At 72.4% G+C, this 12,936-nt stretch carries 9 protein-coding genes; 4 read left to right on the top strand and 5 right to left on the bottom strand.

The window, feature by feature from the left end:
* Positions 1-6: 6 nt before the first annotated feature.
* Positions 7-1,395, top strand: a complete 1,389-nt coding sequence (locus ACFYUZ_RS19075; RefSeq protein ID WP_389310659.1) for a hypothetical protein — start codon at positions 7-9, stop codon at positions 1,393-1,395.
* A gap of 93 nt (positions 1,396-1,488) precedes the next feature.
* Here the strand turns inward: ACFYUZ_RS19075 and ACFYUZ_RS19070 are convergent, their stop codons facing one another.
* The gene (locus ACFYUZ_RS19070; protein WP_389310657.1) at positions 1,489-2,562 is read right to left on the bottom strand and encodes a M14 family metallopeptidase; all 1,074 of its coding nucleotides are present in this window, start codon (positions 2,560-2,562) and stop codon (positions 1,489-1,491) included.
* A gap of 21 nt (positions 2,563-2,583) precedes the next feature.
* On the bottom strand, positions 2,584-2,898 hold the full coding sequence (locus tag ACFYUZ_RS19065) for a hypothetical protein (RefSeq protein ID WP_389310655.1): 315 nt from the start codon (positions 2,896-2,898) through the stop codon (positions 2,584-2,586).
* A 580-nt stretch (positions 2,899-3,478) separates the two neighbouring features.
* Between ACFYUZ_RS19065 and ACFYUZ_RS19060 the strand changes: the two genes are divergently transcribed.
* Positions 3,479-6,031 (top strand): discoidin domain-containing protein, encoded by a 2,553-nt coding sequence (locus ACFYUZ_RS19060; protein WP_389310653.1) that lies wholly within the window; start codon positions 3,479-3,481, stop codon positions 6,029-6,031.
* 135 nt (positions 6,032-6,166) lie between these two features.
* On the opposite strand, the gene lanL is transcribed toward ACFYUZ_RS19060, so the two are convergent.
* From lanL to ACFYUZ_RS19045, 3 genes are all read right to left on the bottom strand, one after another.
* A complete protein-coding gene (gene lanL / locus ACFYUZ_RS19055) occupies positions 6,167-8,749 on the bottom strand; it encodes a class IV lanthionine synthetase LanL (protein WP_389310651.1) in 2,583 nt (860 codons plus the stop codon).
* Between the two features lie 2 nt (positions 8,750-8,751).
* On the bottom strand, positions 8,752-8,934 hold the full coding sequence (locus tag ACFYUZ_RS19050) for an SflA family class IV lanthipeptide (protein ID WP_389310649.1): 183 nt from the start codon (positions 8,932-8,934) through the stop codon (positions 8,752-8,754).
* Positions 8,935-9,086: 152 nt separating this feature from the next.
* Positions 9,087-10,037, bottom strand: a complete 951-nt coding sequence (locus ACFYUZ_RS19045; protein ID WP_389310647.1) for a glycoside hydrolase family 16 protein — start codon at positions 10,035-10,037, stop codon at positions 9,087-9,089.
* 350 nt (positions 10,038-10,387) lie between these two features.
* Between ACFYUZ_RS19045 and ACFYUZ_RS19040 the strand changes: the two genes are divergently transcribed.
* Both ACFYUZ_RS19040 and ACFYUZ_RS19035 read left to right on the top strand, forming a co-directional pair.
* A complete protein-coding gene (locus ACFYUZ_RS19040; RefSeq protein WP_389310646.1) occupies positions 10,388-10,618 on the top strand; it encodes a hypothetical protein in 231 nt (76 codons plus the stop codon).
* 164 nt (positions 10,619-10,782) lie between these two features.
* The gene (locus ACFYUZ_RS19035; protein WP_389310645.1) at positions 10,783-12,936 is read left to right on the top strand and encodes a bifunctional polysaccharide deacetylase/glycosyltransferase family 2 protein; all 2,154 of its coding nucleotides are present in this window, start codon (positions 10,783-10,785) and stop codon (positions 12,934-12,936) included.

Below are 12,936 nucleotides of genomic sequence, written 5' to 3'. Positions count from 1 at the left end.
GCGGACATGCCCACAGTGAAGGTCGTCGACATCACGCCCGTCGCCCTGAGCGGCGACCGGACCCAGGACGGCGAGCCCAGCCTCGCAGTCGACCCGGAGCACCCCGACGAGATGGTCGCGACCGCGTTCACACCCGACCCCATGGGCGGCCCGCTCGCCCCGGTCTACGTCTCCACCGACGGCGGGGACACCTGGGTGATGCGCAGCATCGTGCCGGGCGGCGCCCTGGGCCTGGGCACCGGAGACGTCTCGGTCGGTTTCGCGTCCCAGGGCGGCACCCTGTACGCGGGCATCCTCAACGGCCAGGCAGCCGTGGAGAACATCCTCCGCATGCAGGTGCTGCGCTCCCCCGGGATCTCCTCGACCGCGCCCATGGAGGTGCTCGTCTCGCGCGACGAGGAGGACCAGCCGTGGGTGGTGGCCGGCAGCGTGAACGTGAACGGCACGGTCCGCGACCGCGTCTACGTGGCCAACAACGACTTCGGCCAGGGCACCGGCCAGACCGCGACGGTGGACGTCTCGGGCAGTGCCCGGACGGCGGGGCCGCCGGCCGGCTTCACGCGCCATGCCGTCGAACGGCGCACGACCACGGGCCAGGACGGGCCGCCGGTGCGGGTGGCCCTGCATCCCGCCGGCACCGTCTACGCGGTGTTCCAGAGCTGGCAGCAGAGGTCGGGGCCGAACGTCTTCTTCGACGTCGTGGTCACACGGGACGACAACGGTGGCGTCGGGACGACTCCGTTCGAGGACCTCAAGGACGCGGTGGACTCCGCCCCGGGCCAGCGCGTCGACACCCGCCGCTTCGTGAAGTTCGGCGCGATGATGGGGCAGGAGCGTCTCGGCGGCGACCTGTCGATCGCGGTGGACCCGACGAAGCCCGGGAGCGTCTGGGTGGCCTGGTGCGACCGGGTCGGCGGGCCGACGGGCACGGACTACACCCTGCACGTACGACACTCCACCGACCACGGGCAGACCTGGTCCACCGACGTGCGCACCCTCACCAACGCCAAGAACCCGGCGCTGGCGGTGAACACCGACTCCCTGCTCGGGCTGGCCAGTCAGCGGTTCCTGGAGGGCACCTGGAAGACCGTGCTGGAGCTGACGGGCGACGACTGGCAGACGACCCCGGAGCGGCACGTGCTGCACCAGGCACCGGCGAACATCCCGGTGCGGCGGGGCCTGCCCTACCTGGGCGACTACATGCGGCTGCTCACGGTCGACCGGGACTTCTACGGGGTGTTCTCGGGCAACAACACGCCCGACCCGGCCAACTTCCCCGAGGGGGTCACGTACCAGCGCCACGCCGACTTCGCCGGCCACCAGCTGCTCGACCTCGACCACCTGACGCTCGTACCACCGTCCATCGACCCGTTCTTCTACCACCGGACCGCCTGACCCGGGCCACGACCGGGGGCGTCCGCCGCCGGCGGGCGCCCCCGGTCGTTTCCGTCGGGCCGGCCCCCGGTCGTTCCCCTCGGGCCCGTCGGGCTAGGAGAGTGCGCTGAGGCAGAACTGCACGAGGCCGGCGTCGACGTCGAGGACGATGTTCTTCATCTCCGGCCACGGCGGGTGGAAGTCCATGCCCCATTCGACCGTGAAGGCCAGGATCCTTTCCTCGCCCGCCCCGACGATGTGGCGCGCGTACGTGTAGTCGTCGCTGGTGCCGCAGGTCGGGTAGAGGTCGAAGGCGGGCTTGGGGGTGTAGACCTTGCCCCGCACGCCCTTGAGGGCCTTGCAGAACTGCTGGGCGAGCAGGGCGGCGTCGTCGGCGTCCGGTTTCGGGATGAACTCCGCGTAGAGCAGGTCGTCCCGCAGACCGCGCTTGCCGTCGAAGGCGGGGTTCTGGAAGTTCCTGGCCGGGTCGTCCGACTGGCTGTCGTCGTCACCCCAGACGTAGAGCATGTTCTGGGTGTAGCTGTGGACGTCGACGAACCAGCGGGTGCGTGTGAACTGCTCGATCAGCCAGCGGACGTTGCGGGTCTCCGGTTCCGAGAAGGGTTCGGGGCCTTGGTACACCTGGTTGGGGTCGGCCGGGTCGTCCGAGACCCGGACGGGGGCGAGCGGGTGGAAAGCGGTTCTGAAGTCGAAGAGGAAGTCGAAGTTGCGGTTGATGTCGACGCCGATCGCCTGCGGGTCCCCGCCGGACTGGGCCGGGTTGCGGTTGCGGCGCCAGTCGGGGTCGACGGTCTGGCTGTGGCGCCGGCCGTCGGGGTTGACGAGCGGGAAGACGACGACGTCGAGTTCCTCGACGACCGTGCGGACCTGGGCGGCGGTGAAGTGCGTACCGCCGTACGCCAGGCCCGCGCCGCCCGCGTGCGCGTGCAGCAGGTCGGCCGCGAGGTCGACGAGGATCTCGCAGCTGCCCCACTCCCGGGCGTGCACGCCGCCGGTGAGGACGACGGCGTCCTTGGGCGCGAGGCGGTGGGTGCCGACGCGCAGGGCGTGGCAGGCGCGGCCCTGGACGGAGGGCTCGGGGAGTTCGATGAGGTCGGTGACGGCCGGGAACGCGGTGGCCAGGCTGGTCAGACCGGACTCGACCTCGACGACGTTGAGGTACGGCATGGCGTCCCTCCTGGGTCCTTCCTAGGGGTCCTTCACCTTGAGGGCGAGTCCCTGGGGAAGGGCGTCCTCGGCGGCGAAGCGGTCGCCCTCGCCGACCTCGGCCTGACGGGCCCGTCCGACGGCGGTGGCGTCTTCGACGATGGTGACGGTCACGCCCTCGCGGTCGAGGGCGTCGGCCTCGTCGGGGGTGACGTAGGCGTCGATGGTGCAGCTACCGTCCTCGGCCTGGCGGACGCGCCCACCGACGTCGGGGCGGGCATCGCGCAGGAGGGCGCGCAGGGTGTCGGCGTCCCTGGCGGTGACCCGGGCGCGCAAGATCGTGTGGTCGTCGGACATGACGGGGCCTCCTTCGGGCGCCGTCGGCCTCCGTCGCGGAGCGGAAGCCGGGGCCGGCATCGAAGGGCCGGGGCCGGGCGGGACGGCGCGACGAACGCTCGCGGGGACGACGGCACATGGACACGTACGCGGTCACGTACGGATATGTCCGAGGTGTACCTCGTCTTCTCAGCGTGCGCTTCCGCCGTAGAAGGCGTCAAGGGGCGGCTCGGGCATGCGGCTGAGCAGGCCGTCGAGGCCCGCGAGCAGTTCCTGCTCGTCGTACTCGGCGAGGTGCGGGGCCAGGGGGCGCGGCCGCGGAACCGGGCGGCGGAGGAGTCGCAGGCCGGAGGCCGTTCCCGAGCAATCCGAAACGGCCTCCGAGTCGTTCGCGGGGCCGGTCGGGGACCGCCCCGCACCGACCGGTCACCGGGCGCACCGGAGCCGGACGTCCGATGCGCGGACACGAGCCGTCCGTCCCCGTGGGGCAGGGCGCCCGTCCTCGTCCTCCACGAACTCGACTGTTCGACAGTCGAGTTGATCCGATCTGCCCTATGTTCTAGGGGCCCCCAGCGGTTCATGGTTCGCCCAGGAGGTCCGATTGCAGCCCAGACGCGTCCGCGCCCTTGCCGGAGCGATACGCCGCTCCCCCCTGCTCATCGCCTTCGCCCTCGGCTCGCTGCTCGTCGGGTTCATCCCCTGGCTGGGAGTGGCGAGCGCCGGGGCGGCCGGTGTCGGTCCGACGCCCCGGCCGACGCGGTGGGTCGCCGGCCCGCCGACGGTGAAGCCGCCGCCGCACCACGCGGTGGCCCCGGCGAACGCCATGGAGCCGATGGCCCCCGTGCTCGACCGGACCGGATGGACCGCCACGGCGAGCGACGAGGAGACCGCCGGCGTGAACGGCCGCGCGGCCAACGTCCTCGACGGCGACGCGGCCACCCTCTGGCACAGCAAGTGGACGGGCACCCCCGCCCCGCTGCCGCACAGCATCACCGTCGACATGCACCGCACGGTGGTGGTCTCGGCGCTCGTCTACCGGCCCCGCGCCACCGGCGTCAACGGGCGCGTCGGTGAGTACAGCATCAGCGTGAGCACCGACGGCCAGAACTGGGGCAGTCCGGTCGCCACCGGCACCCTCGCGGACGACGCCACCACCAAGACCCTCGGATTCGCCCCGCAGGGCGCGCGGTTCGTCCGGCTCACCGCGGTCACCGAGGCCGGTGACCGCGGCCCGTGGAGCTCCGCCGCGGAGCTCGACCTCCTCGGCGACCCCGGAACCCCGGCGGCCACCGTCGACCTGCCCCGGACCGGCTGGACGGCCACGGCGAGCGACGAGGAGACCGCCGGGGAGAACGGCCGCGCGGCCAACGTCCTCGACGGCGACGCCACCACCTTCTGGCACAGCAGGTGGTCCGGGACCCCGGCCCCGCTGCCGCACAGCATCACCGTCGACATGCACCGCACGACGGCCGTCTCCGCCCTGGTCTACCAGCCCCGCAAGGACGGCATCAACGGGCGCGTGGGCGCGTACACCATCACCACCAGCACCGACGGCACCACCTTCGGAGCACCGGTCGCCGCGGGAATCTGGCGCGACGACGACACCGTCAAGACCGCCACCTTCACCCGCGGCGGCAACGCCCGCTACGTACGCCTGACCGTGACCCGCGAGGCCGGCAACCGCGGGCCCTGGGCCTCCGCCGCCGAGATACGCCTGAGCGGACCGGCCGCCCCGGCCGTCCACGGCTCCTGGAGCCGGATCACCGGCTTCCCCCTGGTGCCGGTGGCCACCGCCGTCCTGCCGGGCGACAAGCTCCTGGCCTGGTCGGCGTACGCGGTCGACCGCTTCGGCGGCAACAACGGCTACACCCAGACCGCCATCCTCGACCTGAGGACGGGCCGGGTCACCCAGCGCCGCATCGACAACACCGGCCACGACATGTTCTGCCCGGGCATAGCGATGCTCGCCGACGGCCGGGTCCTGGTCACCGGCGGCAGCAACGCGGAGAAGGCGAGCGTCTACGACCCGGCCACCGACACCTGGTCCGCGACCACCGACATGAACATCGCCCGCGGCTACCAGGCCATGACCCTGCTCTCCACCGGAGAGGCCTTCGTCCTCGGCGGATCCTGGAGCGGAGCCACGGGCGACAAGTCCGGCGAGGTCTGGTCCCCGGAGACCCGCACCTGGCGCAAGCTCCCCGGCGTCCCCGCCGCCCCGGCGATGACGGCCGACCCCCGGGGCCCCTACCGCGCGGACAACCACATGTGGCTGTACGCCACCTCGGGCGGCAAGGTGCTCCAGCTGGGCCCGAGCAAGCAGATGAACTGGATCACGACCGGCGGGAACGGGAGCATCACCTCCGCCGGCACCCGCGCCGACAGCCAGGACGCCATGACCGGCAACGCCGTCGCGTACGACGTCGGCAAGCTGCTCACCCTGGGCGGCTCGCCCGCGTACGACAACGTGCTCGCCACCCGGCGCGCGTACACCGTGAGCGTCGACGGCGACCGGGTCGAGGCCGCGCGCACGGGCGACATGGACCACGCCCGCGCCTTCGGCAACAGCGTCGTCCTGCCCGACGGCAAGGTCGCCGTGTTCGGCGGGCAGACGTATCCCGTGGCGTTCAGCGACGCCACGTCCGTGCTGACCCCCGAGCTGTGGGACCCGGCGACCGGACGCTTCACCCCGCTCGCCAGCATGGCCATCCCGCGCAACTACCACAGCGTGGCGAACCTGCTGCCCGACGGCCGGGTCTTCTCCGGCGGCGGAGGCCTGTGCGGCGACTGCGCCACCAACCACGCCGACGGGGCCGTGTTCACCCCGCCGTACCTGCTCAACGCGGACGGCTCGCCCAAGCCGCGTCCCGTCATCACCGGCGGCGTGCCGCCGCGTGCCGCCGCCGGCACCTCGCTCACCGTCACCACCGCGGGGCCGGTGGCCTCCTTCGTCCTGATGCGGGCCGCGGCCGCGACCCACTCCACGGACAACGACCAGCGGAGGGTCCCGCTGGCGTCCACGGCCGCGGGGACCGGCGCGTACACGGTGTCCATCCCGGCCGACAAGGGCGTGGTCCTGCCGGGCACGTACATGCTCTTCGCCCTGGACGCCCAAGGGGTGCCGAGCACCGCCCGGTTCGTCACCGTCTCCTGACGGCACGACAGCGGCGTCCGTCACCGGCCCGGAGCACCTGCCGGGGCCGGGCGCCGCGGCCGGTCAGGGACCGGGCAGTGACGACCGGGTGCGCGGAGCGCGCCGGGGCCGTGAGGACGCGGCCGGCGGCGGCGGTCAGACGAGGAGGCCGAGCCGCGGGCCGCCCCGGTCGCGCAGCCGCCGGAAGAAGGCCAGCACGCCCGCGGAGCCGCCGGCCCAGGTGGCGCCCGACCGGGCGAGACCGGCGTCCGGGAACACGGGCCGGGACCAGGTGCCGCCGCTGCGGCTCAGGATGAGCAGGGCGACGGTCTCGGCCGCGTCCCGGAACTCCTCGGACGCGGACGCCTCCGCGACGTCCACCATCAGGTCGCCCACTCCGGCCAGTCCGCAGCACTGCGTGACCAGCGGCATCCGCGGCGCCAGTGCGACGCAGGCGCGGGCGGCCCGCTGGGCGAGGTCGAGGTGGCCGGGTTCGTCGAGGAGTTCGGCGGCCCGGACGAGCACGGACCCGATGCCGGCCAGGCCCCGGCACCACGAGCCGTAGCTCCGTGCCGCCCCCGGCTCGGCGGCCGCCGCGATGACGTCCGGGGTCACGGCGGCCAGGCGCGCGGCGGCCTTCTCGGAGCGGCCGATCGCGTCCGGGTCCCCGGTCGCGCCGCCGTACTCGAGCAGGAAACAGGCGACGCCCGCCTCGCCGTGCGCGACGCCCTCGCGGAGCGCGGCGCCGCCGGCCGTCTCCGAACCGGTGGGGGACAGCCGGGCGGTGCCCGACGCCAGCATCCGCTCGCAGTCGGCGGCGACGGCGAGGTGCCGGTCCGCGGCGGGCCGGTCGCCGGACCGGAGGGCGTGCCGGGCGAGCAGCAGCCGGCCGAGGCCGATTCCGGCGGCGCCCGCGATCAGGTCCGCCTCCGGAGGGCCGCCGTCCGGTGCGCGCTCCGGCAGGACGGGGTGCCCGGGCCGTGCGTCCGCGTCCGTCCCCGGACCCGCTTCCGTCCCCGCCTCGGCGAGGAAGAGCTCGACGCCGGTGCGCCCCGTGTAGAAGCCGGGCGGCAGGTTCCTGGACTGCCGCGCCGTCCAGCGCGCCAAGGCGGCGACGGCGGAGCGCACGGGGGGCCGGTCGGCGTGGTGGAGGAGCTCGAGGCCCAGTCCCGCACTGCCGCCGTAGACGTCGATCGAGGTGGGGACGTTCAGCCGGGCGGCCCGTACCGGGTCCACGATCGCGTGCGCCTCGCCGACGCAGTACGCGGTCGTGTGCTCGATGATCTCGTCCAGCAGGTCGTCGTCGATCCGGGGGCGCGCGGGCCGGCGTGCGGTTCCGGGGGTGCCGGTGCGCAGGCGGTCGGCGGCGGCGGTCCGTACGGCCGGGTCGAAGCTCAGGAGGCCGGTGATCGTCGCCCGGATCTCCCGGTGGGGGCGCCCGGGCAGTGCCCAGGCCAGGCAGGCCAGGGTCCTGTCCCGGTTGACCCGGTGGTCGGCGTCGACGATCACCGGGTCCATGCCGGTGGCGGCGAAGAAGAGGGTCGCGCCGAGGGCGTAGTGGTCGTCGGCGGGGGTGGCCGGTCCGTTCGCGTGCAGAACCGGTTCGCCGTATCCGGGGGTCGCTCCTCCCGGCCCGGTGCCGTCCCACTCGCTGATCCCGAAGTCGATGACGTGGCAGTGGCCGGGGCCCGAGTCGTCGAGCACGACGTTGTCGGGCTTGAGGTCGCGGACGACCACGTTCCGGCCGTGGATCGCGTCCAGGACGCGCAGGAGCCGGGAGGCGAGGACGGACAGGGAGCGCCCCGGCCGGGTGCCGTCGTCCCGGTAGGGGCCGCCGCGCAGGATCTCCCTGCGTAAGTTCCGGTCGCCGCAGTCGCTCATCACCAGGTACTCGTCCGACCGGTGGGCGAAGTGGTCCAGGGCGCGGGGCACGCCCGTGACGCCGTCGAGCGCGGTGAGGACCGTGTGCTCGTTGCGCAGCCGGTGGCGGGCGTCCGTACCGGATTCGTCCTCGCCGACGAAGGCCCTCGCCTGTTTGACCACCACCGGACGCCCGAGCGTGCGGTCGACCGCACGGTAGACGTTGCCCCGGGCGGCGCGCGCGATGCCGGCGGTGACCTTGTAGCGTCCGCCGCCGAAGCCGGTCGCGGAGGGTTCGTCACCGGGGCCGGAGCGGGTCGCGGAGGGTTCGTCACCGGGGCCGGAGCCGGTCGTGAAGGGGTCCTCGGCCCAGGGCGGGCACCGGTAGCGGCCCACGGCCAGGCCGTCGAAGATCCGGCCGTCCGGGCCGGTCATGATGGATTCGAGCCGTCCGCTGCGGCCGGTCCGGTAGTCGCCCGTGAAGGGGCCGTAGCGGTAGTAGACGGGGGCCCTCGGGTCGACCCGCCGGTCGCTGACGATCCGCGGGCCCTCCCGGTCGCGCAGGACGGCGGCGAGCTCCCGGGCGACCTCGACCACGGCGTCGGCCACGGGATAGACGGTGATCGCCTTGCCGACGGCTCCGGCGCTCACCACCCCGGAGTTGAGGCGCCGCAGCGTCTCCGGGTCACGGGCGAACTTCGCGTGGCAGACGTGCCGCGACAGCACCGGCAGGACGAGCCGGGTCACGGCGTCGAGTTCGCCGGGACGTGCCGAGACGTGCAGTTTCCAGCCGTGTTCCATCGCCGGCATCCGCGGATCGTTCAGATACGACCAGGTGTCGTCGGACCAACCGCTTCGGCCGGCGATGGAGACGGCCACCGCTACGAGTTCAGGTCACAGGCGAAGCGGGTGGTGGCGGTCACCCAGGGGTCGGCGAGACACGCCATGTGTTCGCGGTCGCTGCGGTCGTCGTCCTCGAACGCGATCGCCTCGTCGTCGATCTCCAGCGGACCCGCGTCGCGGATTCCGTCGACTTCCAGAAGTTCCGGCACGGCTACGGGCATGTGACGCCTCCATGGTCTGTCGTGCGCTGAGGAGCAGGAAAACGGCCCAGGCGGGCCGGTGGGCCCGCTGAGCCGGGAACTCGCTGCACAAAGGTAGGGAGGAGGCGAACCCGCTGACAAGGGGACGTCGAAGACGTGTTCTCCCGCCGGGGTCAGGACTGCGGGACGGTGTTGACGTGGTCGGTGCCGGCGTCGTAGAAGCCGTCCACGGTCTTCTGGACGTCCGCCGGGGAGACGGCCTCGTCGGCCTTGTAGTAGACCCAGTTGACCTTCACGTCCCAGGTGCGCGGCCCACCGGTGAAGGGAAGGTCGACGAACCAGTTGCTGAAGTGGATGTCCATCTTCTCGCGCGGGACGTACTTGCCCGAGCTGGTGAACAGCTCCTTGCCGTCCAGGGAGTAGACGACCTTTCCGTCCATGGCGGTGATCATCACGGTGTGCCAGCCCCCGAGCCGCCGGTCGAGCGTGTGGCTGACCCGGTCCGGCGGATCGGCCTTGTACCAGCTGACGTTGTCGAGCCGCGGACCCACCGAGCCCCAGCCGCCGTTCGGCAGGTACTCGAAGTCGAGCTCGCTGTAGTTCTCGGAGGAGTCCGCGGGGGAGATCGGGAAGAAGGTCTGGACGACGTGGTCGCCGTTGCGACCGCTCGTGGGCTTGTCGCTGAAGTGGACCCGGGCGGCGAAGGTCCCCGTGAAGAAGTTCTTGCCGGTGGTCTGCACCTCGACCTGCCGGGTGCCCTGTGCGGTGCCGTCGGTGGAGGACCGCAGGCGCAGGACCCTGCCCCCCTGGGCGGTGGGGTCGGAGACGAAGCCGGCACCGTCGGCGGACCAGGTGTCCTGGATCCCCGGGCCGCCCCCGCCGGTACGGATCTCCCAGCCGTGGGCGGCGAGCGAGGGGTCGTCGGCGCCGCTGTAGTGGAAGTCGTCGAACAGGGTCCCCGGCGGTCCGGTCGGGGTCGGCGAGGCCTCCTGTGCGGGCGGGGCGGCGTCGGCGCCCCCGCCGGACGCGGCGCCGGCGGAACACGCGGCGAGCACGCACAGGAGGGCGGGCAGCGTGAGCACGGTCCACGCGCGGCGACGGGGGGTGCGGCGGGGCTGGCTCACACGGGCTCCTTGGGGCGTAGAGGCGGTATTCGGACGCGCCCGTTGCACGGGGATCAATCGCTGATCACACGAATCGAGGGGTCATCCTAGCGAAGGCTTCAAGCCATCCCCTCGCGTGTGCGGGCCCCGGCCGCCCGAGGGCGGGAACGCCCCCGCCGACATACCGATCCGGTTACGAGATTCGAGCGGATCATGTCAAAAGCGCACATCGCACCCCAATCGATCCAGGCCGTGCGCTACGGTCCGCTCTACGCTTCGGCGGTCTACGTCCCTGCACAAAAAGGCCACACAAGATGCGCCAAGTCGCCACGCCCTTCGAACGCGGATCGGTATATCCGGCACAGCCCGGCATGTCCGAAACGCGCTTCGAGGAGCCTGCTCCGGCACCGGTGTTCGTCGACCAGTCGGGTCTGCGCAGCCGTCTCTTCCGGCGCTTCGGCTGGCCGGTCTCCGTGGTCGGCGCGATCCTGGCGGCCGCCATGGGCGGCAGCCTGATCGGCATGCAGTCGGACGCCCCCGCGATGGAGATACCGCCGAAACCCTCGTACCTGCCCCTCAGGGGACCCTTGTCGCCCTCCTGAGCCCAGAGGGCTCGTTCCGCGACGTCCCACCCGAAGAGTCCGGCCCTCACGCCGAACGTCGTGACATCCCACGGCACACCGCGACCCTCGTGCCGCCCGGAGCAACGCCTGCGGGCCGGCCGGGCGTGTCCGATCGTCCGCACCACCCATCTCCAGGAGCGCCCTTGTCCCGCCACCAGCGTCGTCGGCAGTCCCTGCTGAGACCGCGCCGACTGGCTGCGCCGCCGCTGCGCTTCTTCATGCCGCTGTCCCTGCTGGCCTGCTTGCTCGCCCTCCTCGTCCTGCGCGGCCTCGCCACCAACGAGGCGTTCCACGACACCCGGATCGCGACCTCGGTCGACAAGACGACAGTGCCGGAGAACCTGCTCAAGGGCGGTCCGGTCATCGACGCGCGCGGCGACAAGAACGAGCACCCGGTGAGCTATCGGATCCCCGACCACACCGTGGTCCTCAGCTTCGACGACGGCCCCTCGCCGGAGTGGACCCCGAAGATCCTGAAGCTGCTCGCGGACCACGACATCCGCGCGGACTTCTTCGTGACCGGCGCGATGACCACCCGCCACCCGGAACTGATCCGGCAGATCGTGGCGGGCGGCCACGAGATCGGCGTGCACTCCTTCACCCACCCCGACCTGGCCTACCAGTCCCACACCCGGATCAGCTGGGAGCTGGCGCAGACGCAGCTGGCCCTGGCCGGCGTCGCGGGCGTCCACAGCGCGCTGTTCCGCCCGCCGTACTCCTCCGACGCCTCGGCGCTCGACGACTGGAACTACCCGGTGATCAAGTACGTGGGCTCCCACGGCTACCTCACCGCGTTCATCGACCGCGACACCGACGACTGGAAGCGTCCGGGCGTCGACGAGATCGTCAAGGCGGCGATGCCGCGCAGGCCCGGCGCGGGCGAGCTGATCCTGCTGCACGACGCGGGTGGCGACCGTGCCGAGACCATCGCCGCGCTCGAGCAGATCATCGAGAAGCTGCAGGGCGAGGGGTACCGCTTCACCACCATCTCCGAGGCGCTCGGCGCCACCAACGCCACCGTGCCGGTGCACGGCTACCAGCTGTGGGCGGGCAAGTGCTTCATCTGGGCCAGCCAGGCCGCCGTGCTCACCCTGCCGGTGCTGGTCGCCCTCCTCGCCGTCGTCGGCTTCCTCAACTTCGGCCGGTTCGCGCTGATGCTCGTCCTCGCGCCGCTCCACGCCCGGCGCTCCCGGCGGCGGAACGCGTGGGGAGCACCCGTCACCGAGCCGGTCACCGTCCTCGTCCCGGCCTACAACGAGCGCGAGTGCATCGCGAACACCCTCAACTCCCTGATCGCCAGTGACCATCCGATCGAAGTGATCGTCATCGACGACGGCTCCACGGACGGCACCGCGGACATCGTCGAGGCGATGAACCTGCCGTTCGTCCGGCTGATCCGCAAGGTCAACGGCGGCAAGTCCAGCGCGCTCAACACCGGCATCGCGGCCGCGTCGCACGACATCATCGTGATGATGGACGGCGACACCGTCTTCGAGCCGTCCACCGTGCGCGAGCTGGTCCAGCCGTTCGGCGACCGGGGGATCGGCGCGGTCGCGGGCAACGCCAAGGTCGGCAACCGCGAGAGCCTGATCGGCGCCTGGCAGCACATCGAGTACGTCCTCGGCCACAACCTGGACCGCCGGATGTACGACATGCTCAACGTCATCCCGACCATCCCCGGCGCGGTCGGCGCCTTCCGCAAGGACGCCCTGCGGCGGGTCGGCGGGATGAGCGACGACACCCTCGCCGAGGACACCGACATCACCATGGCGGTGCTCTGCGACGGCTGGCGGATCGTCTACGCCGAGCGCGCCCGCGCCTGGACCGAGGCCCCCGCCAGCATCCAGCAGCTCTGGTCCCAGCGGTACCGCTGGAGCTACGGCAGCATGCAGGCGATGTGGAAGCACCGGCGCGCCGTGATCTCCCGCGGACCGGCCGGGCGCTTCGGCCGGATCGGGCTGCCGCTCGTCGTGCTGTTCGGCGTGGTCGCCCCGCTGCTCGCGCCGCTGGTCGACATGTTCCTGCTGTACGGGGTGCTGTTCGCGGACGCCCCGATCACCCTCGCCAGCTGGGGCGGCTTCATCCTGCTCCAGGCCGCGCTGTCCTGGTACGCCTTCCGGCTCGACGGCGAGAAGCCCCTGCACCTGATCAGCCTGCCGATCCAGCAGGTGGTCTATCGGCAGCTGATGTACATCGTCCTGTTGCAGTCCGCGATCACGGCGCTGACCGGTGGCCGACTGCGCTGGCAGAAGCTCCGGCGCACCGGCGAGGTCGCCGCCGCACCCGTGGAGGCCTGA

It is taken from the genome of Streptomyces sp. NPDC004266 (assembly GCF_042874095.1).
Taxonomy (GTDB): Bacteria; Actinomycetota; Actinomycetes; order Streptomycetales; family Streptomycetaceae; genus Streptomyces.
This window is presented reverse-complemented; position numbering and strand designations above follow the sequence as displayed.